General features: G+C 63.7%; 21 protein-coding genes. 6 read left to right on the top strand and 15 right to left on the bottom strand.

Annotated features, from left to right (window positions below; all coding sequences use genetic code 11):
• Window positions 1-522, top strand: coding sequence for a GNAT family N-acetyltransferase (locus tag MRBLMC3_RS17135; protein WP_363830730.1), 522 nt, complete (start codon window positions 1-3; stop codon window positions 520-522).
• Window positions 523-539: 17 nt separating this feature from the next.
• On the opposite strand, the gene MRBLMC3_RS17130 is transcribed toward MRBLMC3_RS17135, so the two are convergent.
• The 6 genes from MRBLMC3_RS17130 to rpmF form a co-directional block, all read right to left on the bottom strand.
• Window positions 540-905 carry a MerR family transcriptional regulator gene (locus MRBLMC3_RS17130; RefSeq protein ID WP_363830841.1) on the bottom strand — a complete coding sequence of 122 codons (366 nt, stop codon included), beginning with the start codon at window positions 903-905 and terminating at the stop codon, window positions 540-542.
• Between the two features lie 71 nt (window positions 906-976).
• Complete coding sequence (ihfA, locus tag MRBLMC3_RS17125) at window positions 977-1,273, bottom strand: integration host factor subunit alpha (protein ID WP_007687990.1); 297 nt, start codon at window positions 1,271-1,273, stop codon at window positions 977-979.
• A gap of 44 nt (window positions 1,274-1,317) precedes the next feature.
• On the bottom strand, window positions 1,318-1,536 hold the full coding sequence (locus tag MRBLMC3_RS17120) for a hypothetical protein (protein ID WP_363830727.1): 219 nt from the start codon (window positions 1,534-1,536) through the stop codon (window positions 1,318-1,320).
• Window positions 1,537-1,577: 41 nt separating this feature from the next.
• A complete protein-coding gene (locus MRBLMC3_RS17115; RefSeq protein ID WP_363830724.1) occupies window positions 1,578-2,546 on the bottom strand; it encodes a beta-ketoacyl-ACP synthase III in 969 nt (322 codons plus the stop codon).
• Window positions 2,543-3,568 carry a phosphate acyltransferase PlsX gene (gene plsX / locus MRBLMC3_RS17110; protein ID WP_363738961.1) on the bottom strand — a complete coding sequence of 342 codons (1,026 nt, stop codon included), beginning with the start codon at window positions 3,566-3,568 and terminating at the stop codon, window positions 2,543-2,545. Before plsX ends, MRBLMC3_RS17115 begins: the two co-directional genes overlap by 4 nt.
• A 68-nt stretch (window positions 3,569-3,636) precedes the next feature.
• Window positions 3,637-3,816, bottom strand: coding sequence for a 50S ribosomal protein L32 (gene rpmF, locus MRBLMC3_RS17105; RefSeq protein ID WP_013848214.1), 180 nt, complete (start codon window positions 3,814-3,816; stop codon window positions 3,637-3,639).
• A 208-nt stretch (window positions 3,817-4,024) separates the two neighbouring features.
• Here rpmF and MRBLMC3_RS17100 point away from each other — a divergent pair, with 208 nt between their 5' ends.
• Window positions 4,025-4,456 (top strand): MAPEG family protein, encoded by a 432-nt coding sequence (locus MRBLMC3_RS17100; RefSeq protein WP_363755597.1) that lies wholly within the window; start codon window positions 4,025-4,027, stop codon window positions 4,454-4,456.
• A gap of 3 nt (window positions 4,457-4,459) precedes the next feature.
• On the opposite strand, the gene MRBLMC3_RS17095 is transcribed toward MRBLMC3_RS17100, so the two are convergent.
• From MRBLMC3_RS17095 to MRBLMC3_RS17075, 5 genes are all read right to left on the bottom strand, one after another.
• Window positions 4,460-5,116, bottom strand: a complete 657-nt coding sequence (locus MRBLMC3_RS17095; RefSeq protein WP_363738715.1) for an MBL fold metallo-hydrolase — start codon at window positions 5,114-5,116, stop codon at window positions 4,460-4,462.
• Between the two features lie 101 nt (window positions 5,117-5,217).
• Entirely contained in the window at window positions 5,218-5,643 is a 426-nt protein-coding gene (locus tag MRBLMC3_RS17090; protein ID WP_363738713.1) for an RrF2 family transcriptional regulator, read from the bottom strand.
• A 56-nt stretch (window positions 5,644-5,699) separates the two neighbouring features.
• A complete protein-coding gene (locus MRBLMC3_RS17085; protein WP_363830723.1) occupies window positions 5,700-6,764 on the bottom strand; it encodes a glycerophosphodiester phosphodiesterase in 1,065 nt (354 codons plus the stop codon).
• Window positions 6,761-7,117, bottom strand: coding sequence for an ArsC family reductase (locus tag MRBLMC3_RS17080; RefSeq protein WP_363830720.1), 357 nt, complete (start codon window positions 7,115-7,117; stop codon window positions 6,761-6,763). The genes MRBLMC3_RS17085 and MRBLMC3_RS17080 overlap by 4 nt, the downstream gene beginning before the upstream one ends.
• 17 nt (window positions 7,118-7,134) lie before the next feature.
• Window positions 7,135-7,515 carry a RidA family protein gene (locus MRBLMC3_RS17075; RefSeq protein WP_133653550.1) on the bottom strand — a complete coding sequence of 127 codons (381 nt, stop codon included), beginning with the start codon at window positions 7,513-7,515 and terminating at the stop codon, window positions 7,135-7,137.
• A gap of 135 nt (window positions 7,516-7,650) precedes the next feature.
• On the opposite strand from MRBLMC3_RS17075, the gene MRBLMC3_RS17070 reads away from it, so the two are divergent.
• Both MRBLMC3_RS17070 and MRBLMC3_RS17065 read left to right on the top strand, forming a co-directional pair.
• Window positions 7,651-7,956, top strand: coding sequence for a hypothetical protein (locus tag MRBLMC3_RS17070; protein WP_363830717.1), 306 nt, complete (start codon window positions 7,651-7,653; stop codon window positions 7,954-7,956).
• A gap of 144 nt (window positions 7,957-8,100) precedes the next feature.
• Window positions 8,101-8,676 (top strand): thermonuclease family protein, encoded by a 576-nt coding sequence (locus MRBLMC3_RS17065; protein WP_363830714.1) that lies wholly within the window; start codon window positions 8,101-8,103, stop codon window positions 8,674-8,676.
• Window positions 8,677-8,743: 67 nt separating this feature from the next.
• Here MRBLMC3_RS17065 and MRBLMC3_RS17060 read toward each other — a convergent pair whose 3' ends face one another.
• The 4 genes from MRBLMC3_RS17060 to MRBLMC3_RS17045 form a co-directional block, all read right to left on the bottom strand.
• Window positions 8,744-9,256, bottom strand: coding sequence for a glycine zipper 2TM domain-containing protein (locus MRBLMC3_RS17060; RefSeq protein ID WP_363738704.1), 513 nt, complete (start codon window positions 9,254-9,256; stop codon window positions 8,744-8,746).
• 186 nt (window positions 9,257-9,442) lie between these two features.
• Window positions 9,443-10,498 (bottom strand): ribonucleotide-diphosphate reductase subunit beta, encoded by a 1,056-nt coding sequence (locus MRBLMC3_RS17055; RefSeq protein WP_363738702.1) that lies wholly within the window; start codon window positions 10,496-10,498, stop codon window positions 9,443-9,445.
• An 18-nt stretch (window positions 10,499-10,516) separates the two neighbouring features.
• On the bottom strand, window positions 10,517-10,759 hold the full coding sequence (locus MRBLMC3_RS17050; protein ID WP_363830711.1) for a hypothetical protein: 243 nt from the start codon (window positions 10,757-10,759) through the stop codon (window positions 10,517-10,519).
• 45 nt (window positions 10,760-10,804) lie between these two features.
• Window positions 10,805-12,775 carry a ribonucleoside-diphosphate reductase subunit alpha gene (locus tag MRBLMC3_RS17045; protein WP_363738698.1) on the bottom strand — a complete coding sequence of 657 codons (1,971 nt, stop codon included), beginning with the start codon at window positions 12,773-12,775 and terminating at the stop codon, window positions 10,805-10,807.
• A gap of 498 nt (window positions 12,776-13,273) precedes the next feature.
• Between MRBLMC3_RS17045 and MRBLMC3_RS17040 the strand changes: the two genes are divergently transcribed.
• Both MRBLMC3_RS17040 and MRBLMC3_RS17035 read left to right on the top strand, forming a co-directional pair.
• A complete protein-coding gene (locus MRBLMC3_RS17040) occupies window positions 13,274-13,918 on the top strand; it encodes a glutathione S-transferase family protein (protein ID WP_363830708.1) in 645 nt (214 codons plus the stop codon).
• A gap of 314 nt (window positions 13,919-14,232) precedes the next feature.
• Window positions 14,233-15,753 carry a fumarate hydratase gene (locus MRBLMC3_RS17035; protein ID WP_363755587.1) on the top strand — a complete coding sequence of 507 codons (1,521 nt, stop codon included), beginning with the start codon at window positions 14,233-14,235 and terminating at the stop codon, window positions 15,751-15,753.
• The last annotated feature ends 2 nt before the right edge of the window (window positions 15,754-15,755 follow it).

Here is a 15,755-nt window from a genome sequence, read left to right as displayed (position 1 = left end):
ATGACGCCGATCCACTGGCGACGGGCGGAGCCGCGCGATGCCGCGGCACTGTCGCTGCTGGGCGGCGCAACCTTCCTCGCCAGCTTTGCCTATGATCATCCGGGCGACGCCCTGATTGCCCATGTCCGGACCGCCCATGGGGAGGATTTCTATGCCGCGGCGCTGGCCGATGTGGACCAGGTGGTGCTGATTGGGGAAACCCCGCTGGGCGCGCCGGTGGGCTATGCGCTGCTGGCGCCGCCCAGGCTGCCGGTCGAAACGCGGCAGGACGATCTCGAACTCAAGCGCATCTATCTCCTCTCCGGCTGGCAGGGCGGCGGCAATGGCGATGCTCTTCTGGCACGGGTGATGGAGGAAGCGCGGCAACGCGGCGCAAGGCGCATGTTGCTCGCGGTCTATACCGACAATGCGCGGGCGCAGCGCTTCTATGCCCGGCATGGATTCGTGGAGATAGGCGAGACCGTCTTCATGGTCGGCAACGTGCCGTTTCGCGACCTGATCTACGCAGCGCCGGTGGTCTGATCGCCACCGGCATAGAGCTATTCGCCTATCGCCCTGGCCAGCGTTGCGCGGATGGCCTCCAGCCGGGGAAGCAGATCGGCGCCCCGGGTCGATTCGGCATGGCCTGCCCGGGGCGGCGCGGATGATGTCCGCACCGGATCGCCGCCGCCTTCGCCCAGCGCCTTTTGCGCGCCCTTCACGGTGAAGCCCTCGACATTCAGCAGATGGTTGATGCGCCGCACCAAGGCCACGTCGGCGGGCCGGTAATAGCGGCGATTGCCCGATCGCTGGAGCGGGCGCAACTGAGTGAAGCGGGTTTCCCAATAGCGCAATATATGCTGCGGCAGATCAAGTTCGCTTGCCAGCTCGCTGATCGTCAGAAATGCGCCCTCTGCCTTTTCCATGGTCATGATGTTGCACCCTTAGCGGCGCAAAGGTCAACCTTCGGGAAAATAGCCGTTTTGGCGGGCCGTTTTCAGGCCGAGGCGACGCGGTCCCGCATCGTCTGGCTGGCGCGGAAGGTCAGCACCCGGCGCGGTTCGATCGGCACTTCGACACCCGTCTTCGGGTTGCGGCCCATGCGTTGCGTCTTGTCGCGCAGGACAAAGGTGCCGAAGCTGGAAATCTTCACATTTTCCCCGCGTTCCAGCGCGGCGGACATATGCTCCAAAATGGATTCGATCAGGGTTGCCGCTTCTGCCCGCGAAAGGCCAATATGACGGTTCACGCTCTCCGCGAGATCCGCGCGCGTCAGAGTTCCGTTACCGCTCATCCTATGTCCCCACCATGACACCCGTCGAGCCTAAACGCGGGTGATCACTCGATAATGTGCGCGATTCCTAATGATTCGGCAAGATGATCGATCGCCGAAATCCTTAAAAAACCGTGAAAAATCGACATGGTAACGGTCCCAAAAGGGAGCTTGGCGGAATGGGGGACGCAGATGCGGTCCATCGGGGGCAGAATCAGGCATGTGGCGGTCGTTGCGGGAGTGATCGGCAGGTGGATCGGGACAAAGGAACGAAGCTTTTCCACCCCCTTATCCGCGACATGGCAACGCGGTGCCCGGCGGCCCTTTACACCCGCAGGACGCAGGCGCCCCAGGTGAAGCCGCCGCCCATCGCCTCCAGCACCAGCAGCTGGCCGGGCTGGATGCGGCCATCGCGCATGGCAAGGTCCAGCGCCAGGGGTACCGACGCGGCGGAGGTGTTCGCATGGCGGTCGACCGTCATCACCACCCTTTCCGGCGAGAGCTTCAGCTTGCGCGCAGTCGCGTCAAGGATGCGGGCATTGGCCTGATGCGGCACCAGCCAGTCGATCTCCGACGTTGCAAGGCCAGCGGCCTCCATCACTTCGGTCAGGACAGAGGCGAGATTGGTGACGGCGTGGCGGAACACCTCCTGCCCCTTCATCCGCAGCTTGCCGACGGTCTGCGTCGTCGAGGGGCCGCCATCGACATAGAGAAGCTGGTTGTGCCGGCCGTCGGCATGGAGTTTCGAGGCTAGGATGCCGCGCTTGCCTTCGGCGCTTTCCTCCGCGCCCAGCACCACCGCCCCCGCTCCGTCGCCGAAGAGCACGCAAGTTGTGCGATCTTCCCAGTCCAGGATGCGACTGAAGGTTTCCGAGCCGATGACGATCGCGTTCCGGGCCGCGCCCGACCGGATCATGCTGTCCGCGACGGTGATGGCATAGAGGAAGCCGGAGCAGACCGCCGCCACGTCGAAGGCGACGCAGTCATCGATGCCGAGCGCCGCCTGCACGATGGTGGCCGTAGCCGGGAAGGTCTGATCGGGCGTGGCCGTCGCCAGGATGATGAGATCGATGTCCTGCGCCGACAGGCGGGCAGCCTCCAGCGCCGCCTTCGCCGCATCGGTGGCAAGGCTGGCGGTGGTTTCGCCCTCTCCCGCGATGTAGCGCGTGCGGATGCCGGTGCGCTCCACGATCCATTCGTCGCTCGTGTCCACGGTCCTGGCCAGTTCGGTATTGCTGACGGAGCGGACCGGCAGGGCGGAACCCGTGCCCAGGAGAACGGATCGGCGGATCACTTTGCGGGCAGCTCCATCCTGGATGCGGGGGCAGTCAACCCCTCGATCCCGTGCATGTCGGCGGCGATGCGCCGGGTGATGTCTTCCTCCAGCAGTCGGGCGGCGACATGGACGGCATTGGCGACGCCCTTGTCATTGGCGCTGCCATGGCTTTTCACGACCACGCCATTGAGACCGAGGAAAACCGCGCCATTATGGTTGTTCGGGTCGAGATGATGGCGCAGCAGGTGCATTGCGGGCTTGGATATCAGGAAGCCGAGCTTCGAGCGAATCGAACTGGTGAAGGCCGTGCGCAGCAGGTCGGTGACGAAACGGGCGGTGCCCTCCGCCGTCTTGAGCGCCACATTGCCGGAAAAGCCGTCCGACACGATGACGTCGACATCGCCCCGGCCGATCTTGTCGCCTTCGGTGAAGCCCTCGAATGACAGCGGCAGGCTGGTCGCGGCGCGCAGGATCGCGGCGGCGTCGCGGATCTCCTCCGTGCCCTTCATCTCTTCCGTGCCGATGTTCATCAGGCGAACGCGAGGACGCTCAAGGTCGAGGGCTATGCGGGCGTAGGCGGCGCCCATCACCGCGAACTGGACGAGATTGCGGGCGTCGCATTCGGTGTTGGCGCCCAGGTCCAGCATGACCACGTCATTGTCGCCCAGCGTCGGCAGCATGGCGGCCAGCGCAGGCCGGTCCACGCCCTTCATGGTACGGAGCGCCAGCTTCGCCATCGCCATCAGCGCGCCGGTATTGCCCGAAGAGACGGCCGCGCCGCAGGTTCCCGCCTTCACCGCCGCGATCGCCATGCTCATGGAGCTGGTCTTCTTGCGGATGGCGACGCTGGGCTTGTCCCCTGCATCCACGACATCAGGCGCGTGGACGATTTCCGACGCGGCGCGCAGATTGGGATGACTGTCAAGCGCGGACTTGATCCGCACCTCGTCTCCGAAAAGGGTGAAGCGCAGCCCTTCGTGACGGCGACGGGCGAGCGCCACGCCCGCCATCATCACGCGCACGCCTTCATCCCCGCCCATCGCGTCTATTGCGATTCGCGGTTGGCTGGACAAGTTAACGCACCCTTTTCAGGAGAAATGCTTGAGCGTCAGGCCCCGACCGCGACAACTTCACGGCCGTTATAATGGCCGCAGGCGTCGCAGAGATTGTGCGGGCGCTTGAGTTCGCCGCAGTTCGAGCATTCCTGATAGGCCTCGACGCGCAGCGAGTCATGGCTGCGGCGCATGCCGCGGCGGGACGGGGACGTTTTCCTCTTGGGGACAGCCATGTCGGCACCTTATTCCATAAATTGATCTGTTAGTGCGACTGGCCGTATCCGATGGATGTCGACGCCAACGGCGCCGCAGACCCATGCGGCCCGGATGATCGCGAAGCCCTGCGCCTATAGCGTTTTTTGGCCCATGCGCAAGTCCTTCTTGCCCCGGCGGGCCGCCGCCCTATTCTTGCGGGCGTCTCGACAAAAGGGGGTAAATCCGATGTTGCTGCCGATAACGCTGACGCTGGCCGCGGCCTGCGCGCTGCTCAACATGTGGCTGGGCGTGCGCTGCGCGCGAATCCGGATTTCCGACCGGGTGATGCATGGCGACGGCGGCAGTGCGCTGCTGGCCAAGCGGATGCGGGCGCATGCCAATTTCATCGAATATGTGCCGGTGACACTGATCCTCTTCGGCCTGGTGGAACTGGCGGTCGGGGCGTCGATCTGGCTTTGGATCGCGGCGCTGGTGCTGGTGCTGGCGCGAATCGCCCATGGATTTGGGATGGATGCGGACAAGCCCACCGTCTGGCGTGCGGGCGGGGCGCTGCTGACCTGGGCGGTGATGGTCGGCATGGCGGTGACGGCACTCTATGTCGCCTATGGCGCGACCCGCGCAATGCCGGCGCCGCCCGCCATGGCGATGATCCGGTAGGGATCAGGCCAGCACGGCATCCCCGACAAAGGGGTTGGTGCGCCGTTCATGGGCGAAGTTGCTCATCGGCCCATGTCCGGGGACGAAAGCCGTGTCGTTGCCCAGCGGCCATAGCTTGCCCGTGATCGCGTCGATCAGATCCTGATGATTGCCCATCGGAAAGTCCGTGCGGCCGATAGAACCCTGGAACAGCACGTCGCCGACGATGGCGAGCTTACTGGGGGCGTGGTGGAAGACGACGTGCCCCGGCGTATGGCCGGGACAGTGATAGACGTCGAGCGTGAGATTGCCGACCGTGACGCGGTCGCCATCCTTCAGCCAGCGATCAGGTTCGAAACTCTCGCCATTGATGCCATATTTGCGACCGTCCTCATCGAGCCGGTCGATCCAGAAACGGTCGGCCTCATGCGGACCTTCGATCGGCACGCCCAGGTCGCGAGCCAGCATGCCCGCCTGACCGCAATGGTCGATATGGCCATGGGTGACGAGGATCTTCTCTATGGTGACACCTTGCTGCTCGGCCGCCCTCTTGAGCACCGGCAGGTCGCCGCCAGGATCGACGAAGGCGCCGCGATTGGTCGCCGTGCACCAAAACAGCGTGCAATTCTGCTGGAGCGGAGTGACCGGGATCAGGGTGGCTTTGAGGGGTGGAGTCGTCATGGCGTTGATGTGGCGAAGCTGCGCGTCCGGCGCAAGGCTTTGGGCAGGAGCCCGGCATTCGCATCCGGCGGGAGGAACGGAAATGGCTCGGATCGAGCCTCTTACCCCATTTCCTCCGTCGCGAAGGGTTCGGCCAGGCTGATGCTGTCCAGCACCTTGGCGGTCTCGTCGCGTACGCGAAGCATCACGCGGTGCAGGCGGCATTCCGATTCGGGCAGGCAGTTGGTGCAGGTTTCATGCGCGAAGCGGCTGGCGCAGGGCGTGAGCGCGAGCGACCCGCGCGTCAGCCGGACGATGTCGCCATAGCTGATGTCGACCGGGGCCAGCGCCAGCCAGTAGCCGCCATCGCGCCCCCGCTGCGTGGCGACCAACCCTTCGCGCGACAGTTCCGACAGGATCACGGTCAGGAATTTGGAGGGGATATTCTGGCGTGTGGCAATCTCACCCAAGGGCACCGGACCCTGGCGATAGCGGTCTGCGAGATGTTGGAGAGCGCGGATAGCGTAACGGGTCTTCTGCGAAAGCATAAGGCTGTTATTCGCTTCCGCCGCAGGTTTGACAAGTCATCAGCGAGAATGAACCATCAGAGCGCGGGCTTCAGCGCCTCGCGCGCCTGCCTGGGAAAATCGCTGAACATGCCGTCGACGCCCGTGCCGGCGACTGCCCTTGCATAGCCGGCAAAATCGCCCCGGCCCTGCGGATCGTCGGGACGCTGGAAGGCCGTGGGCAGGAAGCTGTTTTCCATGCGCAGCGTCCACACATGGACCTGCAGCCCGACCTGATGGGCGCGATCGACAAGGCCGGTCGGCCCCTCCGGCGCCAGCACCATGGCTGTCGGCGGGCCGATGCCGTCGGCATAGTCGGCGATCTGCTCCAGCCCCCTGGTCGTCATCATGTCGGCATAGGTCGTGCCCGGCGCATCGGCCGGACCGCCCTCCCCATCCACGAGCTGGATCAGGCGCAGGCGGGTCACTGCGCGCAGGGCCTTGAGGTTCCCGACCTCGAAGGACTGGATGAAGACCGGATCGGCCTCCGTCTGATAGCCATATTGGCTGAGCAGAGCGAGCAAGGGCGCCTGATGGGGCAGGCCGATGCCGGCGAAATAGCTCGGATGCTTGGTTTCGGGATAGACGCCGATGCGGCGGCCGGTCTCCGCCTCCTTGGCTCGCACCAGCTTCAATATCTCCTCGAAGGTCGGTATCGGATAGAGGTCATTGAAGCGGCTGTTGGCGGGACGGAGCGCGGCCAGGCGCTCGCGAGCGCGCAGCGTGCGCAATTCCGCCAGCGTGAAATCCTCGGTGAACCAGCCGGTCACCTGTTGCCCGTCGATCGTCCTGGTGGCCTTGCGGGCGGCGAATTCCGGATGGTCCGCGACGTCGGTCGTGCCGCCTATCTCATTTTCATGCCGGGCGACGAGGACGCCATCCCGCGTCAGCACCAGGTCCGGCTCGATATAGTCGGCGCCCTGATCGATCGCGCGCTCATAGGCGGCGAGCGTATGTTCGGGCCGCTCGCCGCTGGCGCCGCGATGGGCGATGATGAGGGGTTCTGCCCCGGTCTCTGCCATCACAGGCGCCGCCATCAACAGGGTGAGGAGGAGGATGGCGGTCCGATGGATGACCGGCCGCAGCATCCTCCCCAGGATCATGCCTTCACGCCCTCCAGCGCATCCTCATAGGTGGTCGCCTTGAAGCCGACGATGGTGCGGTCGCCCAGGTCCAGGATCGGTCGCTTGATCATCGAGGGGTTGCTCATCATCAGCAGCACCGCCTTTTCCGCGTCGATATGCGCCTTGTCACCCGCATCCAGCGCCTTGAAGGTGGTGCCGGAACGGTTGAGGATGGTTTCCCATCCATGCTCCATCACCCATTCCTCCAGCTTTGTCTTGTCGACGCCCGACACCTTGTAGTCGTGGAAGCCGTAGGCCTTGCCGCTATTGTCGAGGAAATTGCGCGCCTTCTTGATCGTGTCGCAATTCTTGATGCCGTACATGGTCAGCATGGCCATTATCCCCCAAATTACCCGCGATATGCGGTGACTTCGATCTCGATCTTCATCTCCGGCTTGATGAGGCCGGTGACGATGCAGCTCGCGGCGGGGCGGAGGTCGCCGAAGACCGGCGCGGTCGCCTCCCCCAGCACGTCCCAATAGGCCGGGTCCGTGATGTAATAGGTGACGCGTACCACGTCCGCGAAGGAAAAGCCCGCTTCCTCCAGCGCCCGGCCGATGACCTTCAGCGCGTTCCGGCCCTGGTCGACGACGGATTCGGGCATGGCCCTGGTTTCGGGATCGGTGCCGGTAGTGCCGGCGACGAAGCACCAGTCGCCCTGTACGACGGCGCGCGAATAGCCGACCTGCGCCTCGAAAGGCGAGCCGGAGGAAATGAGCTGGCGGGGCATGGAAGTTCCTTGTGCAGAACGAGGCGAAAAGGATCGTGGCGGCTCTTGCCCCGTTCGCAGGATGCTGTCCAGCGCCTTTTGCCGGGCGGGAACGGGGCGGGCCGCCGGCCGTTGGAGCGGGGAAGGAGACAGAGCATGAACCGATCCGACAACAGCCCCTTCCCCGATACGGGCGAGGAGAATGGCGAACAGGACGAAGCGGGTTCGCAGGCGCAGGACGTGGCCGATGAGGCGCGGGCGCGATCGACGGATCTGGCCGAGGACAGCGAGCGCGGCGGCCGGCCCAATCCGGCCCAGATCCTGCCCGACGACACGCCCGATCTGGTCGAGAGGATGGAGGAGATGAACCAATCCGGCCGGATCGACAATGACGCCTTCGCCGGCGAACCGCAGATGGACGATGAGGAGGATATATTGGGGCCAACCGAAGACGAGGATTAGGGTTCGGTTCGGGATGCGGCATAGGCGGGGTCAGCAAGGGTCCTGCTGATCAGGCCAACGGTTTGCGCGAATGATCTTTGATCCCGGTCGGATCGGACGATTTTCGCACGAGACGGGAAGCGCGCTCCCCGTTATGGGCGCGTCATGGGTAAAAGGTCGGGGAAGGCGAGCGGGGAGCGAATCTGGCTGGCGGAGGCTGGCCGCGCTGGTCGAGGGCGCCTGCGACCCAGGAAGCGGGGATATCCGTCCATTGCCGTCCTGGTCGTCGGCGGGGTGCTGGTCGGCGCGGCGCTGGGCTGGTTCGGGCCGGATCTGCTGCAACGCGTCCAGCAGCATTGGCATGAACCCGCCTCGCCTGCCTCAAGGGACAGCCTGTCGGCGCAATTCGGTTTCTGCCATGTCGGCGGCGGCGTCAATTGCGTTGTCGATGGGGACACCTTCTGGTTCCATGGCGAAAAGGTGCGGGTCATGGACATCGATGCGCCGGAAACGCACGGGCCGCGCTGTGCCGAGGAAGCCGCGCTAGGTGTGCGGGCAACGCAGAGACTGCAACAGTTGATGAATGCCGGCCCTTTTTCTCTGGAGAGTGGAGACCGGGAGACCGACCGCTATGGGCGCGCATTGCGGGTAGTGACGCGGGGCGGTCAATCGATCGGCGAGGTGCTGGTGGCCGAAGGGCTGGCGCGCGAATGGGACGGTGCGCGGCATCCATGGTGTTGAGGGCCTGATGTTGACGGCCTGATTTCGGGCGGTTCGTTGAGGGAGGGCCTTCGCCCTCCCCCGCGGTTTAGCGGCAGTTCAGATTGCCGCGATCGACTTCCCGACCCAGCAGCGCGCCAGCGCCTGCACCGATCAGGATGCCTGCCGTGTTCGAACGGCCGCGGTCGAGCTGACCACCAAGCAGGCCGCCCAGCGCCGCGCCGACGATCAGGCCGGTGGTGCCGTCCGAACGGCGGCAATAATAGCGGTCGTCATAGCCGCGATAGATGCGGGTGGAACGGGTCACGCGGATCGGCTCATAGCCGTCGCGATAATAGCGATCGGGCCGATAATAGCGGCCATAGCGCGGGTCCGGCCGGTTCCAGTCATAGCTGTAGATCACGCCGCCAGGACGGCGCCAGCCTTCGTGACGGCCATTGTCGTGACGCCCTCCATGCTTCCAGTCGTCGCGGCCATGACCGCGCTCCCCACCGCGACCATGCCCCGCCCATGGCGGCGGATCAGCGGCTGCCGGAGCAGCGCTCAAGGTTACCGCGCCAAGCGACAGGGCGGCGAAAGCGGCTTTCAGGTTGAATCTCATCTCTGGTTCCCACGGTCCAATTATCGATGGGAGCACAACAAACCAAGGCGGATAAATGTTTCATGAACGGAACAAAACGCAGCGTTCATATAGGGGTCAGTTTGCCGGCCGGCGGCTGTCAGGAAAGCATTTCCCTTGGTCGAAGGGCGACACCGCTGTCGCGGCGCCGCCTTTCCCGTTTCGCGATTACTCCGCCGCGATCCCCGCCGCCTTGAACATGTCCGGATCGCCCGCCTCGTCAGCATTGGCGGCGGTGCCGCCCTTGAGCTTGGTGCGGCGGTCGAAGGCATCCCATACGTCGTTCCACTGGCCGCGGGTCGCCGCCTTCGAATATTCCGTCGCGCGGGTTTCGAAGAAATTGGCATGCTCCACGCCGTTAAGCAGCGGAGTCAGCCAGGGGAGCGGGTGCTCGTCGATCATGTAGATGGGCTTGAGGCCCAGCTGCCCCAGCCGCCAATCCGCGATGTAGCGGACATATTTCTTGATGTCCTTGGGCGTCATGCCGGGGACCGGGCCCATTTCGAAGACCAGGTCGACGAAGGCGTCCTCGATGCGGACGGTCTTCTGGCACATGTCCATGATGTCGTCCTTGACCGACGCGGTCAGGCAGTCGCGTTCCTTCACGAAGGCATGGAAGAGGCGGACAATGCCCTCGCAATGCAGAGTCTCGTCCCGGACGGACCAGCTTACGATCTGGCCCATGCCCTTCATCTTGTTGAAGCGCGGGAAGTTCATCAGCATCGCGAAGGAGGCGAAGAGCTGGAGCCCCTCTGTAAAGCCGCCGAACATGGCCAGCGTCTTGGCGATATCCTCGTCCGTGTCGACGCCGAACTGCTGGAGATAGTCGTGTTTGTCCTTCATCTCCTTATACTGCATGAAGGCGCTATATTCGCTTTCGGGCATGCCGATGGTGTCGAGCAGGTGCGAATAGGCGGCGATGTGGACCGTTTCCATGTTGCTGAAGGCGGTCAGCATCATCTTGACTTCGGTCGGCTTGAAAACGCGGCCATATTTTTCGTGGTAACAGTCCTGCACCTCCACGTCGGCCTGGGTGAAGAAGCGGAAGATCTGCGTCAGCAGATTGCGCTCATGGTCGGAAAGCTTCTGCGCCCAATCACGGCAATCCTCGCCCAGCGGCACTTCCTCCGGCAGCCAGTGAAGCTGCTGCTGGCGCTTCCAGAACTCATAGGCCCAGGGATATTCGAAGGGCTTGTAGACCTTGCTGGCTTGAAGAAGAGGCATGGTGGTTACTCCGGGCGATCAGGTGAGCGCAGCGGCAAGGCCAATCAGCGCAATAATAAATCCAATTACGGTCAGAAGCCACGCATGAACGCGGTTCATGATCCGACCAAACGCGGTCAATGGAAGCGGCTCGGTTCCGGCCGCTTTGAGGATCGCAGCTTCAGCCAATGAAACGCTTTCATCAGGCTTCCGTCGCAAACTGGAAATGCCCAGGAGAAGCATTCCCATCCCTATGGCAGCCATGACGGCCAACTGCGTCACCACGATCCTCCTGCTCGGTCAAAGTACCACTTTGACCGAAAATCATCACTGGCAGGCGAGGCACTCGTCATAGTCGGTGGTCTCGCCAATTTCGAATTTCGGGGCGTCGATGGTGTTGTCGGCCTCCACGCCGCCTGCGAAGCCAGCGCGTTGGACCGACTTGGAGCGCAGATAATAAAGCGACTTGATGCCCAGTTCCCACGCCCGGTAGTGGAGCATGAGGAGGTCCCATTTTTCCACGTCCGCCGGGATGAACAGGTTCAGCGACTGGGCCTGGTCGATATAGGGCGTGCGGTCGGCAGCCAGTTCGAGCAGCCAGCGCTGGTCGATCTCGAAGCTGGTCTTGAACGTGTCCTTTTCTTCCTGGCTAAGGAAGTCGAGATGCTGGACGCTGCCGCCCTTTTCCAGGATCGAATTCCAGACGGCGGTCGAATCCTTCGCTTTTTCGACCAGCAGTTTTTCCAGATAGGGATTCTTGACCGAGAAGCTGCCGGACAGCGTCTTGTGCGTGTAGATGTTCGCCGGAATAGGCTCGATACAGGCGGACACGCCGCCGCAGATGATGCTGATCGACGCCGTGGGCGCGATCGCCATCTTGCAGCTGAACCGCTCCATCACGCCCATGTCGGCGGCGTCCGGGCACGGGCCGCGCTCGACCGCGAGCTGCATCGAGGCCTCGTTCACCTTCTCGTTGATATGCTTGAAGATGCGCAGGTTCCAGCTTTTCGCCATGGCGCCTTCAAAGGGAAGCCCCCGGGCCTGGAGGAAGGAGTGGAACCCCATCACCCCCAGGCCCACTGACCGTTCACGGCTCGCACTATATTTCGCCCGCGCCATTTCCGGCGGCGCGCGGTCAATATAGTCCTGCAGCACATTGTCGAGGAAGCGCATGACATCCTCGACAAAGCGCCCGTCGTCCTTCCACTCATCCCATGTTTCGAGATTGAGCGAGGAGAGACAGCAGACAGCCGTGCGGTCATTGCCGATATGGTCGCGACCCGTCGGCAAAGTGATTTCGGAACACAGGTTCGATGTCGACACCTTGAGGCCCAGATCGCGATGATGCTTGGGCATCGTGCGATTCACGGTGTCGTTGAAGACGATATAGGGTTCGCCGGTGGCGAGGCGGACCTCCACCAGTTTCTGGAACAGCGCGCGGGCGTTGACGCTGCCACGCACCGACTGGTCCTTCGGGCTGCGCAGGGCGAAATCCTTGCCGTCGCGCACCGCTTCCATGAACTCGTCGGTCAGGAGGACGCCGTGGTGCAGGTTCAGCGCCTTGCGGTTGAAGTCGCCGCTGGTCTTGCGGATTTCCAGGAACTCCTCGATCTCCGGATGGGAGATGTCGAGGTAGCAGGCGGCCGAACCGCGGCGCAGGCTGCCCTGGCTGATGGCGAGGGTGAGCGAGTCCATCACCCGGACGAAGGGAATGATGCCGCTGGTCTTGCCGTTGAGGCCGACCGGCTCGCCAATGCCGCGCACATTGCCCCAATAGGTACCGATGCCGCCGCCGCGCGAGGCGAGCCAGACATTTTCGTTCCAGGTGTTGACGATACCTTCCAGGCTGTCGTCGACGCTGTTCAGATAGCAACTGATGGGCAGGCCGCGGCCGGTGCCGCCGTTGGAGAGGACAGGCGTGGCGGGCATGAACCAGAGGCGCGAGATATAGTCGTAGACGCGCTGGGCATGGTCGGCATCGTCGGCATAGGCGGCCGCGACGCGGGCGAACAGATCCTGATAGGACTCGCCGGGCAGCAGATAGCGGTCCTGCAGCGTATCCTTGCCGAATTCAGTCAGCAGAGCGTCGCGGCCAGCATCGGTCACGACATGGAAACGCCGCTCCAGCACGGTGGACGAGCCGGGCGTGGGATCGGCCTTGGGCGCCGGCGCCTGATCCACCGGTGCCTGTTCCGAAGGAACTGGGGCCTTCTTCTTGTCCGCCACGGTTTCGACCACTTCGTCAATCACGGTTGCCACGTCGCCTGCACTCACCTGTTCGCTGTCTCGAAAATCCATGACCAACTCCCCCGAATGTTCCTGTTTCGTTCGATTCGGTCAAGCCGGTGCCGGCCGGGCCGAACGAATGTAGCATTATCGACCCGGTCAGGCACGGAGATGGGGCCAGCAGAGCGGATCGCAAGGCAAAAACAGCCTCCCTCCGGGAAGGAGCCCGGCCGGTGCAATCACAATCTGTTGGGTAACCCCCGTTAACCCGATACAAGGGATAGTGCCACAGCTTCATTTCCTTTCAAGGGGGTAAATGACAGTTCGGGGACTCAGCTCATCGACGCCGGGAGTCATCTCGTCGACGGTTCGGCACGTCGCAGCGCAGCGACGCGCCGACTTTCCTCGGCTTTGCAAAAGACAAGAGGGACAATTGGGGGACGAAAATAAATTTGGCTTGCCACGCAATTGCGCGGGCCGGCCGATTCTGCCCATGGCGCTTCATGACGGACGCATGACAGGTTATGGCGGAGGGGGCGGCAAAAGCATTGCGACATGAGAGGAGCCGACATGATTCTCTACTATCACCCCCTCTCCTCCTGCAGCTGGAAGGTGCTGATAGCGCTTTACGAAAACGGCACGGCCTTCGAACCGCGCGCACTCGACGATGCGGCGGCGGCGCAGTCCTGGCTGGCGCTGTGGCCGCTTGGCAAGTTCCCCGTGCTGCGCGACGAGGCGCGGGACAGGACGATCGCCGAAACCAGCATCATCGTCGAATATCTGGGGCAGCATCATCCAGGGCCGTTCCACCCGATCCCGCAGGAAGGCGATGCGGCGCTGGAGGTGCGGCTGATGGACCGGCTGTTCGACATCTATGTCATGACGCCGATGCAGGCGATCGTCGCGGACAAGATCCGGCCGGAGGGCGTCGCCCATGACACCCACGGCGTCGGGGAAGCGCGGCGGATGCTGGGCAAGGCCTATGCCCTGCTGGAGGACAGGATGGCGGGGCGGCGATGGGCGGCGGGGGACGACTTCACCCTCGCCGACTGCGCGGCGGCGCCTGCGCTCTTCTATGCGGACAGGATCGAGCCCATGCGGGGCGGCTTTCCCCGACTGCGCGCCTATCTGGAACGGCTGGAGGCGCGGGAGAGCTTTGCGCGGGTGCTGCGCGAAAAGGAACCATGGTGGCATATGTTCCCCTTTGCCGATTAGGGATTGCCAGGCGACCGGAACCGATCGCTGGTCAGGAAGTCGCGGAAAGCAGGGAATCCAGCGCATCGGCGCCGTCAGTCCTCGCCTGCCCAGGCCTTGAGCGGCCGCTCATAGCGCCTGGCGGCCGGCAGTCAGCGCCGGATCGGTCACGACCTCCACTGCGCCGCAGGCGAAGAAACCGGCATCGGCGCCCCACGCCTTCAGGGCGGCCGCCCGTTCCCTGCCGCTACTGGACTCGGGCGCGATTCCCTACTAGCCGCTCCCCTGCATGGACCCGCCGTGCAGGGTGGGCCTTAGACTAGGGACCAGGGTAGATGACCGTCATCAAGACCGCCGATCTGATCGAGAGCGTTGCCGACGCGCTTCAGTTCATCAGTTACTATCATCCGATGGATTATATCCGCGCGCTGGGCAAAGCCTATGAAGCGGAGGCCAATCCGGCGGCCAAGGACGCCATCGCCCAGATCCTTACCAACAGCCGCATGTGCGCCGAAGGCCATCGCCCGATCTGCCAAGACACCGGCATCGTCAATGTCTTCATCAAATGGGGCATGGACTGCCGACTGGACGACAATAGCCGATCCATGCAGGACGTGGTCGATGAAGGCGTGCGCCGCGCCTATCTCAATCCTGAAAACCGCCTGCGCGCCTCGATCCTGAAGGATCCCGCCTTCAGCCGCGTCAACACGAAGGACAATACGCCCTGCGTGCTGAACGTCGAGATGGTGCCCGGCGACAAGGTGATCGTCGATGTCGCGGCCAAGGGCGGCGGGTCGGAGAACAAGACCAAGTTCAAGATGATGAACCCCAGCGATTCGATCGTCGACTGGGTACTGGAAATGGTGCCGCAGATGGGCGCGGGCTGGTGCCCGCCCGGCATGCTGGGCATCGGCATCGGCGGCACCGCGGAAAAGGCGGTGGCGTTGGCCAAGGAATCGCTGATGGACCCCATCGACATGGGCGAATTGAAGGCGCGCGGACCACAGAACGAGATCGAGAAGCTGCGCATCGAGATTTTCGACAAGGTCAATGCACTGGGCATCGGCGCGCAGGGCCTGGGCGGCTTGGCGACCGTGCTGGACGTCAAGATCTACGACTATCCCTGCCATGCGGCGGGCAAGCCGGTGGCGATGATCCCGAACTGCGCGGCCACCCGGCATGCGCATTTCACGCTGGACGGTTCAGGCCCGGCCTATCTGGAAGCGCCGAAGATCAGCGAATGGCCGCAGGTCGACTGGAAACCGAGCAAGGAAGCGATCCGCGTCGATCTGGATAGGCTGACGCCGGAAGTGGTGCAGAGCTGGAAGCATGGCGACCGCCTGCTGCTCAACGGCAAGATGCTGACCGGACGCGACGCGGCGCACAAGCGCATCCAGGACATGTTGAGCCGTGGCGAGGAGCTGCCGGTCGATTTCAAGGGCCGCGTCATCTATTATGTCGGTCCGGTCGATCCGGTGCGCGACGAGGTGGTTGGCCCCGCTGGCCCTACGACCGCGACCCGCATGGACAAATTCATGGACATGATGCTGGAACAGGGCCTCGCCGCCTGCGTCGGCAAGGCCGAGCGTGGTCCCGCCGCGACGGACTCGATCGCCAGGCACAAGAGCGCCTATCTGATGGCGGTCGGCGGCGCCGCCTATCTGGTCGCCCGCGCGATCAAGGCGGCCAAGGTGGTCGGCTTTGAGGATCTGGGCATGGAGGCGATCTACGAGTTCGAGGTGCAGGACATGCCCGTCACGGTCGCCGTCGACAGCGAAGGCCAGAATGTCCACCGCCTCGCTCCGCTGGTGTGGCAGGAGAAGATCAGGAAGGAAGGCCTTCTCGAAGGGGCATGAGC

This window comes from Sphingobium sp. LMC3-1-1.1, from assembly GCF_040676285.1.
Classification (GTDB): Bacteria; Pseudomonadota; Alphaproteobacteria; order Sphingomonadales; family Sphingomonadaceae; genus Sphingobium.
This window is presented reverse-complemented; position numbering and strand designations above follow the sequence as displayed.